Here is a 22068-nt window from a genome sequence, read left to right as displayed (position 1 = left end):
CGTATTGGAATAGACAATGAACACTGACCTGACGGTCCTCATCGTAGAAGACGACCCGCACGTCCTGCTCGGCTGCCAGCAGGCGCTGGCGCTGGAAGACATCCACAGCCAGGGGGTGGCCAGCGCGGAAGAAGCTTTGGCACTGGTCGGCGAACATTTCGCCGGCATCGTCATCAGCGACATTCGCCTGCCAGGGATCGACGGGCTGGAACTGCTCAAGCGCCTGAAGGAGCGCGATCGAACCTTGCCCGTTGTGCTGATTACCGGCCACGGCGATGTCTCGATGGCCGTCGGCGCGATGCGTGACGGTGCCTACGATTTCATGGAGAAACCCTTTTCCCCGGAACGCCTCGTCGATGTCGCCCGCCGGGCGCTTGAGCAACGCGGGTTGGCGCGGGAGGTCTGGTCGCTGCGCCGGCAACTGGCCGAGCGCGATTCGCTGGAAGGCAAGATCATCGGTCGGTCTCAAGCGATGCAGGCCTTGCGCGCGTTGATCGCCAATGTAGCCGATACCTCCGCGAATGTGCTGATCGAAGGCGAAACCGGCACGGGCAAGGAGCTCATCGCACGCTGTCTGCACGACTTCAGCCGTCGCCATGATCATCAATTCGTCGCGCTGAACTGCGGTGGATTGCCTGAGAGCCTGTTTGAGAGCGAAATCTTCGGCCACGAGGCCAATGCGTTTACGGGCGCGGGCAAACGCCGTATCGGCAAGATTGAGCATGCCCACAACGGCACGCTGTTTCTCGATGAAGTCGAAAGCATGCCGATCAATCTGCAGATCAAGCTGCTGCGGGTATTGCAGGAACGCACGCTTGAGCGGCTGGGCTCCAATCAAAGCGTGGCGGTGGATTGCCGGGTGATCGCCGCGACCAAATCAGAGCTCAACGCGCTGAGCAAGACCGGCCAGTTCCGCAGCGACTTGTATTACCGGCTCAACGTGGTGACGCTGGAATTGCCCCCTCTGCGTGACCGCCGCGAAGACATTCTTCAGCTGTTCGAGCACTTCCTGCAGCAGTCATCGCTTCGATTTGACCGCGAACCGCCGTCGCTGGATTCGCAGACTCGTTCGGCCTTGCTGGCCCATGACTGGCCGGGCAATGTGCGCGAACTGCGTAACGTGGCCGAGCGCTACGCCTTGGGCCTGCCCGCCTTCAAAACGGCGGGTACGCAAACCGCTACCCCCAGCCTGGACTTTGCCGAAGCCGTGGAGGCGTTCGAGAAAAACCTGCTCGGCGAGGCCTTGCGCCGCAGCGGCGGCAATCTGAGCCAGGCCAGCCAGGAACTGGGCATGGCCAAGACCACGTTGTTCGACAAGGTCAAAAAATACGGCCTGGGGTGAGCGCGTGGGCTCACCCCGACAGCTCCGCATCAATCATGAGAACGTCGCAAATCTATCTGCCATTACATGAATTGTGGGAGCGAGCTTGCTCGCGAAGAGGCCGGGGCACCCGCTGAGTTTTCGGCGGCTGAAATAATGCCTTCGCGAGCAAGCTCACTCCTACAGACTCCGCGAACATTCACCCATTCTCCAGCGCCTGGACGATCGCAAATCCTAGAACTCGCTACCGGCGACCAACGCATCAACCTCGGCAGCAGTCGGCGCAGTCGCCGGGCCCCGGCGCGTCACGGCGATGGCCGCCGCTGCGTTGGCCCGCAAGGCTGCCTGCGCGGCTGACAGCCCAGACGCCAACCCAGCCAGCAAGACTCCTGCATGGGCGTCTCCGGCCCCATTGGTGTCGATGGCTGTGACCGGGAAGCCGGGCACCTGTGCAACTGCCGACCCTTGACGAATCCAGCAACCGTCTGGCCCGTCACGCACCACAATCAGCGCCTCAGGGCGCAACCAGTGCGCCAGCTTGTCGAGCGCCGCATCAATCGTCTGGCAAGCCGTGAAGCGCAGCGCCTCTTCGGCATTGCTGGTCCACAACGTGATCATCGGCAAAACCGTCTGCATGCCGGACGCCTCAGGCGAATCAACCAGCGGCCCCGGGTCGAACACCACGCCCGCCTGTGCCGGTAACTGCGCAAGCCACTCCAGCAGCGTTGCGACCTTGCCCTTGTGCAGCAGGCTGTAGCCGCTGACGAATACATAATCCTCTGGCCGCACCGCTACGCTGTGCAAATCCTCTGCCGACAAGCCGCCCTCGGCACCGACATACGAGATGAATGAGCGCTCGGCCGAAGGCTCGATCAGGGCGACCGAAAGCCCGGTGTCCCCCACGTCGGTAGCCGGGTTGGCGATTTCAATGCCCTCTGCCGCCATGGCCTGACGCGCCAGCTCGCCAAAGCGTCCGTTGCCGTGCCTGCCGAGGTAGACCGTGGGCATGCCGCTGCGCCGGGCAGCGGCCATCACATTGAATCCGCCCCCGGCCTCGAACGCCGCCGAGTGGGCAAGCACGTCGCCGCCGGAGCGGGGCAAAGCATCAAGGGCCATGACCAGGTCGATCACGACCTGGCCGGTGTAGAGCAATCTAGCGGGCATGAACGACCTCTTGGGCAGCGGGACGACGATCTCGGGCGCCTCCCAGTACGGCGTACAGTCCGCCCGCTACCACGAAGGTAACAATCCAGCCCAGACCGTTATGACCGAACCATGAGTCAGCCAGGAATCCTTTGAACAGCACATTCTCCGGCGTGGTCGCGACGGTCGTGAAACTGTAACCGAGCACGATGGCCAGCGCCCACGCACCCAGCGCACGCCACTCTATGCCCCCGCGATACCAATAGGCGCTGCGCGGCGAGACGTCCATCAGGTCGGGTGCCGAATAGTAATGACGGTGCAGCAAGTCGACGATGAAGATCCCGACCCAAGCGGTGATGGGCACGGCGAGCATCGAGATGAAGGTGATGAATGGGCCGTAAAAACTGTCAGCGATCAACATGAAATAAATCGAGCCGGCGAATATCGCCACGATGTCGACAATCACTGCATGCACGCGCTTGATTTTCAGCCCCAGCGTCAACGTGGTCAGCCCTGCGGAGTACACCGATAGATTGTTGGACAGCAGCAGGCCACCAAACGCCGTGATCAGGTAAGGAACGGCCATCCAGGTCGGCAGCAACTCGCGGATGGCGATGATCGGATCAGTGGCCGAGGCCAAGTGATCATTGCCCACGGACAGCAACCCGCCCAGGGTGATGAGCAGCACCAGCGGAATGCCCGCGCCGAAGGCTGCCGACGCCACCAGACGCCCTGCCGTGACACTGCGGTGCTGATAGCGCGACATGTCGGCGCCCGCATTGGCCCAACCGATGCCGGTGCCGGCCGCCATGGTACCGATGCCGATGATCATCGCGCTCATCGGTGCAGGTGCGGCATTGAACACGGCAGCCCAGTCGATGTGCGCGATGAGAAACCCGCCGACTACGACGTTCAAGGCGCCAAAAATGTACGTCGCCCATTTCTGGATGACCAGCAGGGTCGCGTGGCCGAGACCGGAAACCGTCAGCGTCATCAGCACAAAAATGGCGATGAACAGCAGCGTCAGACCTGGTGCACTCTTGGCTTCTACCGGGGTGGAGAAAAGGATTGAGCACAGCGACAGCAACACGAACGCAGCTGTCGTGGTGTTTACCGTTTCCCAGCCCAGGCGTGACATCAGTGAAACGATGGTAGGCCCGATGTTGCCGCGCACGCCGAAGATGGCCCGCGACAGCGTAAGACTTGGCGCTCGCCCTCGTCGGCCAGCGATGGAGATGACCCCGACCACAGCGAACGAACCCGCCGCGCCTAGAATCGCGACGACGATCGCCTGCCCGATCGACAACCCACGGAAAGCCACAAGCGTCGCCCCCAGCGGCAGGCCCAGGATGCTGATATTGGCCGCAAACCATACCCAGAAGAGCTGCAGCGGATGGCCGTTGCACTCGTTTTCGGGGACGGGTTCGATACCGCGTGTTTCAAGTTGACCGGCGCCTTGAACGGCGTTCGATGACGTCATGTGAATGCTCCTTTGCCATTTGTTCTGGTTGTGGGCAGTACGCAAAGCAAACGACATCCCTGTCAGGGAGGGCTTTTGCAGGTCGCAAAAGTCCTGACTCGCCGTTTTTGAAAACGCTGCGAGGTGGGTCTTGTTAGTGAAGCGGGCTGGCGTCGGTCGGGGTCAGACCGCGCGCAGATTCAGCAATTGCTCGACCACGGGGTGCAGGTCGAGCCCGTTGACTGTCTGGACCTGTTGGATCAGAGCCTCGGGCCAGGCGGCCATGCCTTCGCACGCACCGAGCATTGCCCCGAGAATCGCAGCGATGGTGTCAGTGTCGCCGCCCAGGCTTGCAGCCATGCACAGGGCCTCGAACGCCGACAACTCCCCGCCAGCCACTTGGTGCGCCAGGGCGAACGCGGCGACGACCGATTCTTGGGAAGCGACCGACGTACCGATCACGTCGTAAATCAATTCGGGCAGTTGTTCGTTGCTGCAGCCCGCGCACAGCTGTTTAGCCCAGCGGATTCGGGCGGCAATGCGGCCCCCGGCGATCCAGTAGCCGTAACCCTCGGCCTGATGGGCGATGCGCGCGCCGACGTCAAGCGCTTCGCCGAGAGTGGCCCCCGTGATGCCCGAGGAGACAACCGCCGCCACCGCCGCTGCGCTTGAGATGCCAAGATTGGTGTTGTGAGTGACCTGACAGGCCTGTTTAACCGCCTCGACGAAGCGCGCCTCATCCTGCACATCGAAAGCAATGCCGACCGGCGTAATGCGCATGGCGGCGCCGTTGGTGGTGCCGAACCGCCCGGCCTCTTCCGGACTGTGCCCGGCCAGGATCATTTCGATGGCCCGCTTGGTCGAAGGGCCCAGCAGGTCTTGAGAACCCTTGGCCTGCATCACCGCTTCCCAATCGATCAGGTGTTGCGCCAGGTCCGAAGGCTCGATACGCCCTGCCCCGGAGACCAGTAATTCAGCGACCAGTACGGCTTGTTCGGTGTCATCGGTGATCGACCCGGCGGGCATGTTCGGGGCAATGGGCTGATCGACACCTGCTGCCTGCAGCGTGGCGATGTGGCCGAACCGCTGCTTGATTTGCTCGCGGCTCAGCGACTGTGTCGGCATGCCGAGAGCATCACCCAGTGCGAGCCCGTAAAAAGCGCCCAGCCCCCGGTCGCGGGTGTCGATCAGTGCAGTCATGTGGACGATCCAAAAGCCAGATGAAGACGAAAATGCACGGGGTCCAACAGGCTTTCCACGTGCTCCATGAAACGTTCTCGGCGGTCAAACGTGGTTCGGGTCGCTTTGAGAAACACCGAGCCCGGCTGACGCAGCATCAGCGCCGCGTCGTCGTTGCTCAGAGGCTCGGCACCGATCCACTGATCACCGCGGTCACCGACGAAACCGTGAGCGGCCAGCGTCACGGTCAGCGAGTCGTCGATCAACCCGTCGCGAGGCAAGTTTTCCAGGCCGTCGGAGGCCGGAATGAGCACCCGTTCAAGTGACACCACGCTGCCATCGGCCGCCGTGCGTCGGCGATCCAGCGCAATGAACCCGGTCGTGCCGAAGCGACCTGCCAGATCGGGGCGTTGTACGGCGACCAGGCGCAGAATCTCGGTCGTGACCATCGCACCTGTATCGGCCAAAGCCTGCGCCCAGCCTGCACGTTGATCCAGCGAGATGCCGTCATACGTCACAATTGAGCCGACGCCGGTTTGCGTGGCGATGTAGTTGCGTCGTTTGAGCTCCGATAACGCCTCGCGCAACGTGCCGCGGCTGACGTTGAATTCCTGTGCGAGCAAATTCTCGCCAGGCAACAGTTCACCGGAGCCCATCTGGCCACTCTCGATGCGCCGGGCCAGCTCATCCACGACGCGCTTTTTTTTGTCGAACCGAACCTGTCTAATCATGTACAAATTGATATCCGAAAAGGGCTGATGGGATCAAGGAATTTTTAATCGCGATCGCGAATACGTTACACGTTACGACGGCGCAGATTGAGTGTGCCGGCGCAGCCGCAACGTGTCGGAGGCCCCGCACGGTGGAGCTGCACATCATGCAATCGGCCAACTACGCATCCGGTTAGGCAGGATTAACGACGCTCGATTCGTCGCCGATGATCTGACGAATGGCACTGACGAATACGTCGACCGGCTGCCCGCCGGATACGGCGTATTGATCGTTGAACACAATTGTCGGCACCGAGCTCACACCGCGCGACACCCATAGCTGCTCCAGTTCGCGTACTTCACTGGCGTACTGATCGCTGCTCAGTACGGCCTCGGCGCGCACCCGGTCAAGCCCGGCTTTCTGGGCCACATCCGCCAGCACCTGATGGCTGGACACGTTGGCGTGCTGGCTGAAATACGCGGTGAACAACGCTTCTTTAAGCGCGTGCTGCTTGCCTTCCAGCTCGGCCCAGTGCAGCAACCGATGGGCATCGAACGTATTGAAAATGCGGCGATCGCCTTGCTTGAAGACGAACCCCAGCTCCGCGCCGCGCTCGCGGATATGTTCTGCGTTGGCCTGAAACTGCTCGCGGGTCGAGCCATACTTTTCGGCGATGTGCTCGAAGATGTCCTGCCCTTCAGGCGGCATCTGCGGGTTGAGCTCGAAGGGCTGGAAGTGGATATCGGCGGCGACTTCATCGCCCAGATGCTCAAGCGCCTGATCAAGGGCGCGCAGCCCGACGATGCACCAGGGGCAGGAAACGTCGGAGATGAAGTCGATTTTCAGCGGAATGCTCATGGCAGCCTCGTGCAAGAGAGGAAACGTGCACGATACGCTGATCGAGACGCGGCACAAACCCGTCGTCCCCGTCGCCTGTCAGCGCCTGCAGGACCGCCGTGTCGAGCGCGCCCGGCAGGCCTGCGCTAGAAGCTGACTGGCGGTCACAACTGTGCGACGTGGGAAGCGTCCTCGCGATGCTCACGCAGATAGGGCAGCACCGCCGCCAGCAACGGCGCTTTGAACGCATCCTGAAAACGGTGCGCCAGCCCGGGTATCAGCTTCAACTGACTGCCTTGAATGTGCGCTGCGACATGAATGCCGTGCATCACCGGGAGCAATGGATCGGCCGTGCCGTGAACCACCAGCGTCGGCACCCGCAGGCGGTTAAGCAACTCGACCCGACTGGGCTCGGACAGGATGGCGAGAATTTGCCGTTTCACACCTTCAGGATTGAACGCGCGGTCGTAGGAAACTGCGGCTTGATTCAAGAGATTTTGCCGGTCGTCCTTGATCTCGGGGCTGCCCAGGGCAGCCAGCAGGTCGGCCTGTTGCTCGAGCGCGGTTTGACGGTCCGGCGCGCCGCGACGTGCAAGCAGTTGCAGCAAAGCCGGGCTGGGCATCGGCAAACCGGGGGCGCCGGAGCTGGTCATGATCAGCGTCAGGCTCTCGACGCGCTTAGGTGCCATGTCGGCCAGGTGCTGGGCGATCATGCCGCCCATGCTTGCCCCTAACACGTGAAATTGTTGAACGTGCAGTGCGTCCATGAGGCCGAGCGCATCCTGCGCCATGTCCGTGAGCGAATACGGCGCCGACACTGGCAGACCAATCTTGTAGCGCAGCACCTCGTAGGTGAGATTGGCGCCGGGAGGTGCCTGCACCCAGGTCGACAGCCCGACGTCCCGGTTGTCGTAGCGAATGACCCTGAAGCCTTGCTGGCAGAGGGCGACGACAACCTCGTCCGGCCAATGGATCAATTGTCCGCCAAGCCCCATCACCAGCAGCAAGGCAGGGTCGGACTCGCGCCCAATGCTTTGATAAGCCAAATGGACTTCATTGAGCTCGGCCACCTGCGTGGGAACGTCAACGTCGCATCGAGAGGCCGCAAAAGATGGCAGGCTGCACAGGAGCGCAGCCAGAAAAAGTAAAACCCGCATGGAAAAACACCGACACACAGAACCCCAGTAGGCCGCGAGTCTGATGAAGTTTTCTCAAGCGCGCTGCCACAGTTGCATGACAGTTTGATGAAGAAGGCCGAGCGGTAGCAGAACCGTCATCCGGGCCCTCCGTTTACGCTGCTGCCGTCAGCGCCGAATCGGCGATGGCTTCTGCAAGCCAGAGATTGTCGGCAAAGCGAAGCTGGGCCTCCTTCACCACTTCAAGCGCGGCATGTGCGCCGGCACCGCTCGGTTCCAGCTCACGCGCTGCACCCAGGGACAACACCTTGTAGACGGGCAAGCGGTCCAGCACCAATGGCATTTGTTCCGGCGCGCTGAGCACGTCGACATGCAGCCCCTGCACCGGCAGGCCCACCACCAGGCCCAGGTTGCTGCCCAGCCCCAGCCCACCGCACGACACGGCCAGCAGCTTTTTCAGCGGCGAATATTGCAGTGCGTGGTACGCACGCTCGAATGCGTTCTTCCAATCCTGCGGCAGGTCGAGGGTTAGAATCGGTTCGTCGATCTGCACCCACTCCACGCCCTTCCCCGCCAGCCGACCGAGGATCTCGCCATAGACCGGCAGCAGTCGATCCAGCAAATCAAGCTTGTCGAAGTCCGGTGTGTCCTTGTCGACTTGCCCCAGCCACAGGTAGGTCAGCGGGCCAATGATAGCGGGACGCACGGTATGCCCCTGCGCGCGGGCTTCGTCGACCTCGTCAAATAATGTCGCCCAACTGAGCTTGAACTGCTGGTCAGCGGTAAAAGTGGGTACCGAACCCTCACCAATGCCTTCGCCGAGCGTAACGAGCGTCCGCTGGAAGCCGAGTGCGACGCCGATATGAGGAAAAACCGAGTGATTGTCCAGGGCCATGCTGACTGCTCCATAAAAGATGGCGCCATTGTCGACACCGCAGGGTGCATGAGACAAACTCATTGTTTTCGTGTTGATCACAAAATTTACTCATGGAGCGCCGTCGGTGCTGGAAATTCGTCACCTCAAAACCCTGCATGCGCTGCGCGAGGCAGACAGTCTCGTCGATGCCGCTGACCGTTTGCACTTGACGCAGTCGGCGCTGTCGCATCAGTTCAAAGAGCTGGAAGAACGCATGGGCATGCCGCTGTTCGTGCGTAAAACCAAGCCCGTGCGGTTCACCAGTGCAGGCCTGCGGCTGTTGCAGCTGGCTGACTCTGTCCTCCCGCAATTACGTCACGCTGAACGTGACATCTCGCGGCTGGCGGGCGGTGTCGCGGGGCGCCTGCACATGGCGATCGAATGCCACAGCTGCTTTCAGTGGCTGATGCCCACCATCGATCAGTTCCGCGACGCATGGCCTGAAGTCGAGCTGGATCTGGCCTCGGGTTTCGCGTTTGCGCCTCTGCCTGCCCTCGCCCGTGGCGACTTGGACTTGGTGGTGACGTCGGATCCTCTGGAACTGGCAGGCATTACCTACGTGCCGCTGTTTACCTATGAGGCCATGCTGGCCGTCGCCAATCAGCACCCGCTGGCCAGCAAGCCCTTCGTCGTGCCGGAAGACCTGCTCACTGAAACCCTGATCACCTACCCGGTCGAGCGTGACCGACTGGATATCTTCACGCGTTTTCTCGAACCAGCCGACATAGAACCGGCGCAAGTGCGCACCTCCGAGCTGAGCGTGATGATGATGCAACTGGTTGCCAGCGGCCGTGGCGTGTGTGGCATGCCGCACTGGGCGCTGCATGAATACAGCTCGCGCGGCTATGTGAAGGCCAAGCGCCTTGGCGAAAAAGGACTCTTCGCCACGCTCTACGCGGCGATTCGCGCCGACATGCTGGACGCGCCCTACATGCGGGACTTCCTCCTGACGGCGAAGGACACGTCATTTTCGACGCTGGATGGGGTGAGTGCTGTTCGATGAGGGCCGGGTGACCCATAAAACCTGAAGGAGCCGGCTTGCTGGCGAATGCTTGCGTTCAGCCACCGCATGGCTACGGGCCGAGTGCATGTTTTTCCGCGGCAGCGTGCGTAAATTGCAGGTGTCCTTCCGCTGCTCGGTCGTGTGGAGATTGCATCTGTTCAGATGCTGCATTGGCGTAGCGCAGGTCCGGTTCGCCAGCAAGCCGGCTCCTACAGTGGATCGGCGTAAACACTAAAATCTGCGCCTCGCACAAAATCCGTAGGAGCCGGCTTGCTGGCGAATGCTTGCGCCCAGACGCCATCTACATACCAGACTTACCGCGTTCGCCAGCAAGCCGTCTTCTACAGATCTGAATAGCAAACCGCTCAATGGGGTAGCAAGAACGCCGGTCGATCAGCGCCCGCTGGTTAACCAGGCCTTCTGCAGGCTTCGGTACAGCGGCAATATTGAATCCCGGGTCAACGGCGCCAGGTGCAGTTCATCAATATTCCCGTCATCGACCCAAATCGCTTCTTCGATCTCGGCCGCCGGGGTGACCGGCTGGTCGGCGTGGACGCCATACAGCTGGCAGTTGACTTCAAAGCCCGGTTCGTTCGCTGCAACGGCCGCAAACTCCCCCAGAAACCGCGCTTCATCCGGCACGATCGTCAGGCCCAACTCCTCGCTCAACTCACGAGCCAGCGCCTGAACCGCCGATTCCCCGGCGTCGATCTTGCCGCCCGGCTGCATGAACGCCACGGTTCCGCGCTTGCGCACCAGCAAGGTTTTGCCGTCGGCGCGTGTCAGCAGCGCGGCGGCGATACGCAGGGTCTTCACAGCACCACCTCGGTTTTCAGCGCGCGGGTTTCTTCGGCACGCTCAAGTGCGAGGGTGATCAAGCGATCAATCAATTCGGGGTAGCTCAAGCCGCTGGCTTGCCAGAGCTTGGGGTACATGCTGATGGAGGTGAAACCCGGGATGGTATTGACCTCGTTGATGATGATTTCCCGCGCCTCGGTCACGAAGAAATCCACACGCGACAGGCCCGCACAGCCCAACACGCGATACGCCTGCAACGCCACTTCACGCACCGCTTCGCTCAAGTCCTCGGGTATTTGCGCGGGGATGGCGATGCGCGCCTGGCCGTCGTTCAGGTATTTGGTGTCGTAGGCATAAAAGTCATCATTGGCCACCACTTCGCCGCATACGCTGACCTGAGGCTGATGGTTGCCGAGCACGGCGCATTCGACCTCACGTCCGACGATGCCCTGCTCGATCAGCACCTTGTTGTCATAGTCGAACGCCAGCTTCAGCGCAGCAGCGTATCCGGCCTCGTCGGTGACTTTACTCACCCCGACCGAGGAGCCCTGGCAAGCGGGTTTGACGAACAGCGGCAGGCCCAGTTGGGCAGAGATGCTGACGAAATCCACCGCTTCGCCGCGGTGAAGCACTACAAACGGCGCTACCGAAATGCCCGCATCACGCAGCAGGCGCTTGGTCACGTCCTTGTCCATACAGGCGGCGGAACCGAGTACGTCCGGACCCACGAAAGCAATGTCCAGCAGGCGCAGCATGCCTTGCAGGCAGCCGTCTTCGCCGAAGCTGCCATGGATCAGCGGGAACACCACGTCAATGCGCGGCACCTCGCGCCCCGTCTGCACTTCCACAAATTGCGGCCCGCTGGCGCCCGGCATCAACGACAGCAGACGCCCGGAGTCACTGAGTTTGATGTGCGCCGGGTCGGTCGGGTTGTGCAGGTAATCGTGCTCGTCAAAGCGCAGCCAGTGGCCTTGCTTGTCGACGCCAATCAGGGTGATGTCGTAGTTGTTGCGATCAATCGCGTTGATCACGTTGCGCGCCGATTGCAACGACACTTCATGCTCGGAGGATTGCCCACCGAAAACGATGGCGACTGACTTTTTCAAAGGGGAGGCTCCTGAATTTCAGGTCGCAGAGCTAAAAGCAATTTGACCCGATAGTCCAGTGCCACGGACGCTCGCGAGACGGAATGCAGGAAAAAACGGCAAAAAAAATCCCGCACCCGGGTGATCGACTGTCGATACCCGGAATGCGGGAGCTGCTGCGGTCATCAGTCCTTTTTGGCGCCGGAGCCAAACGTGGCGAAGCGCTTGTTGAACCCGGCGATTCGGCCTTCGGTGGTGGTCTTGCGCTGCTGACCGGTGTACATCGGGTGCGACGCGCTGGACACGTCCAAGGCGACGTAGGGGTAAGTATTACCGTCGGAATGGGTGTGCGTACGGTCGGTATCAACGGTGGAGCCGATCAGGAAAAACACATCGGCAGCGGTGTCGTGAAACAGGACTTGACGGTAGTCGGGATGGATATCGGGTTTCATCGCTGTTCTCCAGAATGTAAGCAATCATGTAATACGTTATACAGTAACCAAACGAAACAGTTCAACCCCAGCCAATTTGTAACCGTTACAACTTTCAACTTTTCCACCGCCTCCCCTGCCGCTAACGTTCGCGCCTTTGACGAGCCAGCCCGGTCCAACCGGAACGGAATGAACGACCCCACCAGGAGGTAGTGCCATGCACTTGATCGACCGATATGAAATGAGCATCGAAGGACACATGAAGCTGATCGACGCACGCAGCGCGCTGAATCATCTACAGCGTCTGGTGCAGGCCACCGATGGCAAGCCTGAGCCAGATCAGCTTATGGCGCTGCTTTCGCCTGTTGTAGCGGCGCTGCATGAGGCCGCCGACGACGTCATGCCTGTCAACGACCGCGACGTGTTCATGCGTCAGGCATGCGAATGGAATTACATTGCGCTGTCGCCGAGGGAGGGGGAAATCCTCCACCAGATCCGCTGCTGCAGTGACGATGGCAAAGAGGAAATCTATGGCGCGATCGGGGAAACCCTCGAGCGCAAGCCTATGCCCGAGCATCGCTGACAGGAGGTTTTATTAACGGGCGAGCGCGGCGGAACGGCCTCTGCAGACGCAGACTGTTTCGGCCGTTGCTTCGCTTCAGACGGCAGGCAGCGCCTTGGTCCGCTCGGAGGGCCGCCGCACGCCAGCGACGATTTTGTCCACAGCCTTGGTGGCGGCGACCATGCCGAAGGTCGCGGTGACCATCATCACCGCGCCGAAGCCACCCGCGCAGTCCAGCTTCACACCATCGCCCACGAAGCTTTTTTGCAGGCAAATGCTGCCATCCGGTTTCGGGTAACGCAGTTGCTCGGTCGAGAACACGCACGGCACGCTGTAGTGGCGAGTTACGGTACGGGAAAATCCATAGTCGCGGCGCAGGGTCGAGCGGACCTTGGACGCCAGTGGATCGTTGTACGTGCGGTTGAGATCGCAGACCTGAATCAGCGTCGGGTCGATCTGCCCTCCCGCGCCGCCGGTGGTGATGATCTGGATCTTGCGGCGTTTGCACCAGGCGATCAGCGCCGCTTTGGCGTTGACGCTGTCAATGCAGTCGAGCACGCAGTCGATATCGGGGGTGATGTATTCGGCCATGGTTTCACGCGTAACGAAGTCCGCGACCGCGTGCACGACACAATCGGGATTGATCTCCCTGAGGCGGTCGGCCATGACCTCCACTTTTGGGCGGCCGACCGTGCTGCTCAGGGCATGCAACTGACGGTTGCTGTTGCTGACGCAGACATCGTCCAGATCGAACAGCGAAATCTCACCCACGCCACAACGCGCCATGGCTTCAGCGGCCCATGAACCCACACCGCCAACGCCGACCACCGCCACGTGGGCCGCGCGCAAGCGCTCCAGGCCCTCGATACCATAAAGGCGGGCGACACCGGCAAAACGCGGATCTTCTGTGCTCATGACCAATACCCCAAAAAACCGGCGCGCATTATAGGGCTTGCGAGCGATCGGGACAGCGGTGAGTTGCAGGCAGCTGGTCTGAAAGTCGCTGATGAGCGGGCAAACCCATCGCTGAACCCAACACCTCCACCCTCCTCATGGCCAAGAACTTCGACACAGGTCAGTTGCCAAACTTTCGGCCCCCTGTACCCTGTCCACCTCCCCCGTTCCCCTCTTGGAACCTGAAGTACCTATGCCATCGCGTAAATTTGGACTCAACCTTGTGGTCGTCGTGGCCATTGCCGCGCTGTTCACCGGATTCTGGGCGCTGATCAATCGCCCCGTGACTGCCCCCAACTGGCCCGAACAGATTTCCGGCTTCTCCTACTCGCCTTTCCGGCTGGGACAAAACCCGCAGAAAGACCTCTACCCGTCCGACGAGGAAATGCGTCAGGACCTGGAGTTGATGAGCAAGCAGACGGACAACATCCGTATCTACTCCGTGGACGGCACGCTCAAGGACATTCCCAAACTCGCTGAGGAGTTCGGCCTGCGTGTGACCCTCGGCATCTGGATCAGCCCTGACCTTGAACGCAACGAGCGCGAAATCACCACAGCCATCGAGCTGGCCAACACGACGCGCAGTGTGGTCCGGGTGGTCGTCGGCAACGAGGCGCTGTATCGGGAAGAAATCAAACCCAAGGACCTGATGGCTGCTCTGGACCGGGTCCGGGCTGCCGTGAAAGTCCCAGTGACGACGTCCGAGCAATGGCACATCTGGGAGAAGTACCCGGAGCTGGCCAAGCATGTTGACCTGATCGCCGCGCACATCTTGCCGTATTGGGAATACATCCCGATGGACAAGGCCGGTCAGTACGTACTGGACAGGGCCCGGGAGCTGAAACGCATGTTCCCGAAAAAGCCGCTGCTGCTCTCTGAAGTTGGCTGGCCGAGCAACGGTCACATGCGTGGCGGCGCGGACGCGACTCAGGCAGATCAGGCGGTTTACCTGCGCACGCTGGTAAACAAGCTCAACCGCCAGGGCTTCAACTATTTCGTGATCGAAGCCTTTGACCAGCCCTGGAAGGCCAGCGACGAAGGTTCGGTTGGCGCCTATTGGGGCGTCTACAACGCCGCAAGGCAGCAAAAATTCAACTTCGAAGGCCCGGTTGTCGCCATTCCGCAGTGGCGCGTACTGGCCATCGGTTCGGCAGTGCTGGCGATGCTCGCCCTCGCGCTGCTGCTGATTGATGGCTCGGCCTTGCGACAGCGCGGCCGCACATTCCTGACCTTCATCGCCTTTCTGTGTGGCTCGGTTCTGGTCTGGATCGGCTACGACTACAGCCAGCAATACAGCACGTGGTTCAGCCTGTTGGTCGGATTCTTATTGGCGCTGGGCGCGTTTGGCGTGTTCATCGTGCTGTTGACCGAGGCGCACGAACTGGCCGAAGCGGTATGGACGCACAAGCGCCGTCGCGAATTCCTGCCTGTCGAAGGGGATTCGGCCTACCGACCGAAAGTCTCGATCCACGTGCCCTGCTATAACGAGCCGCCGGAGATGGTCAAACAGACCCTCAACGCGCTGGCTGCGCTGGACTACCCGGACTTCGAGGTGCTGTTGATCGACAACAACACCAAGGACCCGGCCGTGTGGGAGCCGGTCAAAGCCCATTGCGAGATGCTGGGCCCGCGCTTCAAGTTCTTCCACGTCGCACCGCTGGCTGGTTTCAAGGGCGGCGCGCTGAATTACCTGATCCCGCACACGGCAGCGGATGCTGAAGTCATCGCCGTGATCGACTCGGACTACTGCGTCGACCGCAACTGGCTCAAGCACATGGTTCCGCACTTCGCCGACCCGAAGATCGCCGTGGTGCAGTCGCCCCAGGACTACCGCGATCAGCATGAAAGCGCGTTCAAGAAGCTGTGCTATTCGGAATACAAAGGCTTCTTTTACATCGGCATGGTCACGCGCAACGACCGCGACGCGATCATTCAGCACGGCACCATGACGATGACCCGTCGCTCCGTGCTGGAAGAACTCGGCTGGGCGGACTGGTGCATTTGCGAGGACGCCGAGCTGGGCTTACGCGTGTTCGAGAAGGGCTATTCGGCAGCCTATGCGCACCACAGCTTTGGCAAGGGGCTGATGCCCGACACGTTCATCGACTTCAAGAAGCAGCGTTTCCGCTGGGCGTATGGCGCGATTCAGATCATCAAGCGTCATGCGGCCAGCCTGCTGCGGGGCAAGGACACCGAGCTGACACGCGGCCAACGCTATCACTTCCTCGCGGGCTGGCTGCCGTGGGTCGCCGACGGCATGAATATCTTCTTTACGGTGGGCGCACTGCTCTGGTCGTCGGCGATGATCATCGTGCCCAATCGGGTCGACCCGCCGCTGCTGATCTTCGCAATCCCGCCACTGGCGCTGTTCTTCTTCAAGGTCGGCAAGATCATCTTTCTGTACCGTCGCGCCGTGGGCGTTAACCTCACCGATGCGTTCTACGCCGCGCTCGCGGGGCTGGCGCTGTCGCACACCATCGCCAAAGCGGTGCTGTACGGCTTCTTCACCACCAGCATCCCGTTCTTCCGCACCCCGAAAAACGCCGACAGCCATGGCTTGCTGGTGGCGATTTCCGAGGCCCGCGAGGAGCTGTTCATCATGCTGCTGCTGTGGGGCGCTGCGCTGGGCATCTGCGTGGTTCAGGGTTTACCGAGCAACGACATGCGCTTTTGGGTAACGATGCTGTTAGTGCAGTCGCTGCCATATCTGGCGGCATTGATCATGGCGTTCCTGTCCTCGCTGCCAAAACCGAAATCGGCGGAAGAACCCGCTACTGCCTGAAACAATTGAGCGCTGTACTAAACGGCGGCCTTAGGGTCGCCGTTTTGCTTTAAGATATCTGCCGTTTATCGCCCTGCCTGTAGGCCCGCAGGTGTCCGTGATTGCAGCGAGCGTGTCAGCGAAACCTGAGCTGACGCGCCTCGCGTCCGCGGGCAAACGCATGCCTGCAGGTGATCAACTCAATACCTGCGGACCCTTCATGACAGCCCCAGCCGACCTCTCGCCCACGCTGCAACTCGCCTGCGACCTGATACGTCGCCCATCCGTTACGCCACTGGATGCCGACTGCCAGGCTGTGATGATGAAACGCCTGAGCGCTGCCGGTTTTGCGCTGGAGCCGATGCGCATTCAGGATGTCGACAACTTCTGGGCGACCCACGGCACGCAGGACGGCCCGGTGCTGTGCTTCGCCGGCCACACCGACGTGGTGCCGACCGGCCCGGTTCAGGCCTGGCAGAACGACCCTTTCAGTGCGCTGATTGACCAGGACGGCATGCTGTGCGGCCGTGGCGCGGCCGACATGAAAGGCAGCCTGGCGTCGATGATCGTGGCCACCGAGCGTTTCGTGGCCGACCATCCGAACCACAAGGGCAAGGTCGCCTACCTGATCACCAGCGACGAAGAAGGGCCGGCCCATCACGGCACCAAGGCCGTGGTCGAGCGTCTGGCGGCGCGCCAGGAACGACTGGACTGGTGCATCGTTGGCGAGCCTTCGAGCACCACACTGGTCGGCGACGTGGTCAAAAATGGCCGTCGCGGCTCGCTGGGTGCGACGCTCACCGTCAAAGGCATCCAGGGCCATGTCGCCTACCCGCACTTGGCGAAAAACCCGATTCACCTCGCCGCGCCTGCGCTGGCCGAGCTGGCCGCCGAGCACTGGGACCACGGCAATGATTTCTTCCCGCCGACCAGCTTCCAGATTTCCAATCTGAATTCCGGCACCGGCGCCACCAATGTGATCCCGGGGGATCTGGTGGCGGTGTTCAATTTCCGTTTCTCCACCGAGTCCACCGTTGAGGGGCTGAAACAACGCGTCGCCGCCATCCTCGACAGGCACGAACTGGACTGGCACGTGGACTGGGCGCTGTCCGGCCTGCCATTCCTCACCGAACCGGGTGCGCTGCTGGACGCAGTGTCGGCGAGCATCAAACACGTCACCGGTCGCGACACCCGCGCGTCGACCAGTGGCGGCACTTCCGACGGTCGCTTTATCGCAACCCTGGGCACCCAAGTGGTCGAGCTGGGCCCGGTCAACGCGACGATCCATCAGGTCAACGAGCGTATCCTTGCCAGCGACCTCGACGTGCTGACTGAAATCTACTACCAGACCCTGGTCAAGTTGCTCGCCTGATGCTGACCTGTCCGATCTGCTCCGCCCCGCTCGATTCAGCGGATAACGGTGTCGTGTGCCCGGCCGGGCACCGCTTCGACCGTGCCCGTCAGGGCTACCTGAACCTGTTGCCCGTGCAACACAAGAACAGCCGCGACCCTGGGGATAATCAGGCGATGGTCGAGGCCCGCCGCGACTTCCTCAATGCCGGGCACTACGCGCCCGTGGCGAAACGTCTGGCTGAACTCGCAGCCGAGCGCGCGCCGGCGCACTGGGTCGACATCGGTTGCGGCGAGGGTTATTACACCGCACAAATCGCTCAAGCCCTGCCCGAGGCTGACGGTTATGCGCTGGACATTTCCCGTGAAGCCGTGAAGCGCGCCTGCAAGCGCGATCCGGCTATCACCTGGTTGATCGCCAGCATGGCGCGCGTGCCGTTGCCGGATGCCAGCATGCAGTTCATCGCCAGCGTCTTTAGCCCCCTGGACTGGGCCGAGGCCAGGCGCCTGCTGTCGCCGGGGGGCGGCTTGATGCGTGTGGGCCCCACCAACGACCACCTGATGGAACTGCGCCAGCGTCTGTACGACGAGGTGCGAGATTACAGCGACGACAAACACCTCGCTCTGGTGCCCGAAGGCATGAGCCTGCAGCACAGCGAAACCCTGCGCTTCACCTTGAAACTGGTCGATGGCCAGGCGCGCGCCAACCTGCTGGCGATGACCCCGCACGGCTGGCGCGCCAGTGCCGAGCGCCGGGCAAAGGTCATCGAGCAGGTAGAACCCTTCGAGGTGACGGTGTCCATGCGCTACGATTATTTCGTGCTCCATTGACCGTTTGCAGTAACTGAACCGACGGAATCCGCGAGTGGATTTCCAGAACAACCACGAGGCATCCATGCGCCAACCCGATATCGAGATTTACCTGAAAGACGCTGACGTCGACCACAAGGCAATCACCGCCTGGCTGACTCAAGCGATTGGCCCTTGCACCGAATGGACGCAGAAAGGCCAGACCTGGAAATGCCAGGCGGGCGACGTGCCCGTGACCTGGATTCCCAAAGCCGTGGGCAAATGGAACAGCCTGTGCCTGGACAGCGACAAGACGCCGTGGGACGACGACGTCGCCTGCGGCCGCGCCGCTTTCGCCGCCCTGCACGTTGAAGTCCGCTGCGCCCCGGGCACTTGGGTCGAGGAAGAAAACGACGCGGAGGCCGACCAGTGGATCCGCATCAGTGACGACGGTGAAGAAGAAATCACCTGGCGCACGTCGTAACGTATCGGGCCGCGGGGCTGTCCGGCCCCGCCTCTTTGCCCACGTTTGTCAGATACGGCAAACTGGCGGCCTCGCGGGCATTGCCCCTCTCAGCAGAATTCTATGACCCGTTCCCCGTTTCGCCGTCTTGTGTTCGGCACCGTGCGCCGCCTGCTTTATCTGTGGGTGCGCTCAGAGACGATCAATCAGTCGTCCTTCACCCTTAATCTTGACCGCAGCCGTCCGGTTTTCTACGCGCTGCAAAACCCCTCGATGAGTGATCTGGCGGTCCTCGACACGGAGTGTCGCAAGGCTGGCCTGCCGCGCCCGGTACTGTCCGTGGCGGTGGGCAACCTGATAGAACCGGCGGCGTTCTTTTATCTGACGCCCGCACCCGACTGGCTGGGCCGGCACGACAAGCGCGGCGCGCCCCCGACCCTTGAACGCCTGGTCGGCGCGGTGACTCATAACGCCACGGAAGATGCGCAAATCATTCCGGTCAGCGTGTTCTGGGGTCAGTCTCCGGACAAGGAAGACAGCCCGTGGAAGTTGCTGTTCGCCGACAGCTGGGCGGTGACCGGACGCCTGCGTCGCCTCGTGACCATTCTGATCCTGGGCCGTAAAACGCGGGTGCAGTTCTCGGCGCCGGTTCATGTGCGTGAACTGGTCGACGAGAACAAAGGTTACGAGCGCACTGTGCGCATGGCTCAACGCCTGCTGCGCGTTCACTTCCGCAACCTGAAGACCTCAGTGATCGGGCCGGACCTTTCCCACCGTCGCCATCTGGTGAAAGGCCTGGTTGCCGACCCGCTGGTCAGGCAAGCCATTCTGGACGAGGCCGCGCGGGAGAAGATCACCGAAGCCAAGGCGCGCGACAAAGCCCTGCACTATGGCAACGAGATCGCCTCGGACTACACCTACACTGCGATCCGTTTTCTGGAAGTGGTGCTGAGCTGGTTCTGGAACAAAATCTACGACGGCATCAAAGTCAGTCATCTCGAAGGCGTGCAGAACGTCGCCCAAGGCAATGAGATTATCTACGTCCCTTGCCATCGCAGCCATATCGACTATCTGCTGCTGTCGTATCTGCTGTTTCGCAACGGCCTGACCCCGCCGCACATCGCTGCCGGGATCAACCTCAACATGCCGGTGATCGGCAGTTTGCTGCGACGCGGCGGCGCCTTTTTCATGCGTCGCACGTTCAAGGGCAATCCGCTCTATACCGCGGTGTTCAACGAGTACCTGCACACTCTGTTTACCAAAGGCTTCCCGGTCGAGTACTTCGTCGAGGGCGGGCGCTCGCGCACTGGGCGCATGCTGCAACCAAAAACCGGCATGCTCGCCATCACCCTGCGCAGCTTCTTGCGCAACTCGCGCATGCCCATCGTCTTTGTGCCGGTGTACATCGGTTATGAGCGCGTGCTTGAAGGCCGGACCTACCTCGGCGAGCTGCGCGGTGCAGCGAAGAAGAAAGAGTCGATCTTCGACATCTTCAAAGTCATCGGCGCACTGAAACAACGCTTTGGCCAGGTCTCGGTCAACTTCGGCGAGCCGATCAAGCTGACGGAATTTCTCGACCACGAACAGCCGGACTGGCGCACCCAGTCGCTGGCGCCATTGTTCAAACCGGCCTGGCTCAACGAGACCACGCACCGCCTCGGCGAGCGGGTGGCCCGACACCTGAACGAAGCGGCGGCAATCAATCCGGTCAATCTGGTGGCGCTGGCATTGTTGTCAACCGCCAAACATGCGCTGGATGACCAAGCCCTGGCGCGCGTGCTGGACTTGTACCTGACTCTATTGCGCTCCGTGCCCTACTCGCCCCACACAACGCTGCCCGACGGCGATGGCCGGGCGCTGATAGAGCACGTCAAGGGGATGGATCTGCTCTCGGAACTCAGCGATGCGCTGGGCAAGATTCTGTACCTGGACGAGCAGAATGCCGTCCTGATGACCTATTACCGCAACAATGTGCTGCACATCTTCGCGCTGCCCTCGCTACTGGCGTGCTTTTTTCAGAGCTCGTCGCGCATGAGCCGTGAACAGATTCTGCGCTTCACGCGGGCGCTTTATCCGTACCTGCAACCCGAGCTGTTCATCCGCTGGTCACTCGAAGACCTTGATGAGGTTATCGATCAGTGGCTGACGGCGTTCGTCGAGCAAGGGCTGTTGCGTGTCGAGAACGGCGTGTACCTGCGCCCGGCACCCAGCTCGCGGCATTTCGTGCTGCTGACGCTGCTGTCGAGGGCCATTGCTCAGACACTCCAGCGCTTCTACATGGCGATTTCCCTGCTGCTCAACAGTGGCCAGCACACGTTGACGGCCGAAGGACTCGAGGAGCTGTGTACGACGATGGCACAGCGCTTATCGATCCTTCACGGTTTGAATGCGCCGGAATTCTTCGACAAAAGCCTGTTCCGGCATTTCATTCAGACGCTACTGGACCAGGGCGTGCTGCGCACCGACGAGGCCGGCAAATTGAGTTATCACGACATGTTGGGCGATCTGGCAGAAGGCGCAGCCAAGCGTGTACTGCCGGCGGAAATCAGGCTGTCGATCCGCCAGGTCGCGCTGCATCGCAACGATGACGTCGTCGGCCCCGCCCCGATTGCATGAGCGAATGCCCCTGTAGGAGCCGGCTTGCTGGCGAACGTGGTCGTGTCAGTCACCATTGAGGTGTCTGACCCACCGCATTCGCCAGCAAGCCGGCTCCTACAGTAACCTCCGTAATCACCGAAATCACGGGCAAACGCGGCAATCCCCGCAACAACCCGAAATCACGGGCAAACGCAGCAATCCCCGCAACAACCCAAAATCACGGTCAAACGCAGCAATCCCCGCAACAACCCGAAATAACAGGCGAACGCACCAAACTGTAGGAGCCGGCTTGCTGGCGAACCGGGGGTGTCAGCCCCCACAAATGTGCCTGACCCACCGCATTCGCCAGCAAGCCGGCTCCCACAGTGATCTCCGCAACAACCCGAAATCACGGGCAAACGCAGCAGTCCCCTCAACAACCCGAAATAACAGGCGAACGCATCAAACTGTAGGAGCCGGCTTGCTGGCGAACCGGGGGTGTCAGCCCCCACAGATGTGCCTGACTCACCGCATTCGCCAGCAACCCGGCTTCTACAGTAATCTCGCTCTCCGAGCCATTCGGTTTTTTGGTT

18 protein-coding genes and 1 pseudogene are annotated in these 22068 nt (G+C 61.3%); 8 read left to right on the top strand and 11 right to left on the bottom strand.

Annotated features, from left to right (window positions below; all coding sequences use genetic code 11):
- The first annotated feature begins 16 nt into the window (after positions 1-16).
- Positions 17-1342, top strand: coding sequence for a two-component response regulator AauR (gene aauR, locus QRN48_RS18020; RefSeq protein ID WP_191944449.1), 1326 nt, complete (start codon positions 17-19; stop codon positions 1340-1342).
- Between the two features lie 213 nt (positions 1343-1555).
- Here aauR and QRN48_RS18015 read toward each other — a convergent pair whose 3' ends face one another.
- The 7 genes and pseudogenes from QRN48_RS18015 to QRN48_RS17985 all read right to left on the bottom strand — a co-directional run.
- Positions 1556-2485: a PfkB family carbohydrate kinase gene (locus QRN48_RS18015; protein ID WP_285352071.1), complete on the bottom strand. Its 930-nt coding sequence runs from the start codon at positions 2483-2485 to the stop codon at positions 1556-1558.
- The gene (locus QRN48_RS18010; RefSeq protein WP_285352070.1) at positions 2475-3944 is read right to left on the bottom strand and encodes a purine-cytosine permease family protein; all 1470 of its coding nucleotides are present in this window, start codon (positions 3942-3944) and stop codon (positions 2475-2477) included. The genes QRN48_RS18015 and QRN48_RS18010 overlap by 11 nt, the downstream gene beginning before the upstream one ends.
- 162 nt (positions 3945-4106) lie before the next feature.
- On the bottom strand, positions 4107-5123 hold the full coding sequence (locus QRN48_RS18005; RefSeq protein ID WP_285352068.1) for an ADP-ribosylglycohydrolase family protein: 1017 nt from the start codon (positions 5121-5123) through the stop codon (positions 4107-4109).
- Positions 5120-5833: a GntR family transcriptional regulator gene (locus QRN48_RS18000; protein ID WP_191944446.1), complete on the bottom strand. Its 714-nt coding sequence runs from the start codon at positions 5831-5833 to the stop codon at positions 5120-5122. Before QRN48_RS18000 ends, QRN48_RS18005 begins: the two co-directional genes overlap by 4 nt.
- Positions 5834-6005: 172 nt before the next feature.
- Positions 6006-6671: a DsbA family oxidoreductase gene (locus QRN48_RS17995; RefSeq protein ID WP_285352064.1), complete on the bottom strand. Its 666-nt coding sequence runs from the start codon at positions 6669-6671 to the stop codon at positions 6006-6008.
- 143 nt (positions 6672-6814) lie between these two features.
- Entirely contained in the window at positions 6815-7807 is a 993-nt protein-coding gene (locus QRN48_RS17990) for an alpha/beta fold hydrolase (protein WP_191944444.1), read from the bottom strand.
- Between the two features lie 172 nt (positions 7808-7979).
- A pseudogene (locus QRN48_RS17985) lies at positions 7980-8582 on the bottom strand (5-methyltetrahydropteroyltriglutamate--homocysteine S-methyltransferase); the annotation flags it as partial.
- Between the two features lie 205 nt (positions 8583-8787).
- Between QRN48_RS17985 and metR the strand changes: the two are divergent.
- Positions 8788-9705 carry a transcriptional regulator MetR gene (metR, locus tag QRN48_RS17980; protein WP_037012332.1) on the top strand — a complete coding sequence of 306 codons (918 nt, stop codon included), beginning with the start codon at positions 8788-8790 and terminating at the stop codon, positions 9703-9705.
- A 393-nt stretch (positions 9706-10098) separates the two neighbouring features.
- Here the strand turns inward: metR and QRN48_RS17975 are convergent, their stop codons facing one another.
- The 3 genes from QRN48_RS17975 to QRN48_RS17965 form a co-directional block, all read right to left on the bottom strand.
- Entirely contained in the window at positions 10099-10521 is a 423-nt protein-coding gene (locus QRN48_RS17975) for an NUDIX hydrolase (protein WP_285352061.1), read from the bottom strand.
- Positions 10518-11609: a D-alanine--D-alanine ligase gene (ddlA, locus tag QRN48_RS17970; protein ID WP_285352059.1), complete on the bottom strand. Its 1092-nt coding sequence runs from the start codon at positions 11607-11609 to the stop codon at positions 10518-10520. Before ddlA ends, QRN48_RS17975 begins: the two co-directional genes overlap by 4 nt.
- Positions 11610-11773: 164 nt before the next feature.
- Positions 11774-12040 carry a type B 50S ribosomal protein L31 gene (locus tag QRN48_RS17965; protein WP_037012337.1) on the bottom strand — a complete coding sequence of 89 codons (267 nt, stop codon included), beginning with the start codon at positions 12038-12040 and terminating at the stop codon, positions 11774-11776.
- A gap of 196 nt (positions 12041-12236) precedes the next feature.
- Here QRN48_RS17965 and QRN48_RS17960 point away from each other — a divergent pair, with 196 nt between their 5' ends.
- Positions 12237-12602 carry a hypothetical protein gene (locus tag QRN48_RS17960; protein WP_037012338.1) on the top strand — a complete coding sequence of 122 codons (366 nt, stop codon included), beginning with the start codon at positions 12237-12239 and terminating at the stop codon, positions 12600-12602.
- A gap of 75 nt (positions 12603-12677) precedes the next feature.
- Here the strand turns inward: QRN48_RS17960 and tcdA are convergent, their stop codons facing one another.
- Positions 12678-13496, bottom strand: coding sequence for a tRNA cyclic N6-threonylcarbamoyladenosine(37) synthase TcdA (gene tcdA / locus QRN48_RS17955; protein ID WP_285352056.1), 819 nt, complete (start codon positions 13494-13496; stop codon positions 12678-12680).
- 232 nt (positions 13497-13728) lie between these two features.
- On the opposite strand from tcdA, the gene QRN48_RS17950 reads away from it, so the two are divergent.
- From QRN48_RS17950 to plsB, 5 genes are all read left to right on the top strand, one after another.
- Positions 13729-16317, top strand: a complete 2589-nt coding sequence (locus QRN48_RS17950) for a glycosyltransferase (protein WP_285352054.1) — start codon at positions 13729-13731, stop codon at positions 16315-16317.
- 199 nt (positions 16318-16516) lie between these two features.
- On the top strand, positions 16517-17668 hold the full coding sequence (gene dapE, locus QRN48_RS17945) for a succinyl-diaminopimelate desuccinylase (protein ID WP_191944439.1): 1152 nt from the start codon (positions 16517-16519) through the stop codon (positions 17666-17668).
- Positions 17668-18477, top strand: coding sequence for a putative RNA methyltransferase (locus QRN48_RS17940; protein WP_037012342.1), 810 nt, complete (start codon positions 17668-17670; stop codon positions 18475-18477). Before dapE ends, QRN48_RS17940 begins: the two co-directional genes overlap by 1 nt.
- A gap of 64 nt (positions 18478-18541) precedes the next feature.
- Positions 18542-18919, top strand: coding sequence for a hypothetical protein (locus QRN48_RS17935; RefSeq protein ID WP_037013250.1), 378 nt, complete (start codon positions 18542-18544; stop codon positions 18917-18919).
- A 102-nt stretch (positions 18920-19021) separates the two neighbouring features.
- A complete protein-coding gene (plsB, locus tag QRN48_RS17930; RefSeq protein ID WP_285352050.1) occupies positions 19022-21514 on the top strand; it encodes a glycerol-3-phosphate 1-O-acyltransferase PlsB in 2493 nt (830 codons plus the stop codon).
- The last annotated feature ends 554 nt before the right edge of the window (positions 21515-22068 follow it).

The organism is Pseudomonas sp. ME-P-057 (assembly GCF_030208975.1).
Classification (GTDB): Bacteria; Pseudomonadota; Gammaproteobacteria; order Pseudomonadales; family Pseudomonadaceae; genus Aquipseudomonas; species Aquipseudomonas lutea.
The sequence above is the reverse complement of the archived record's forward strand: the minus strand, read 5'-3'. Positions and strand labels throughout refer to the sequence as shown.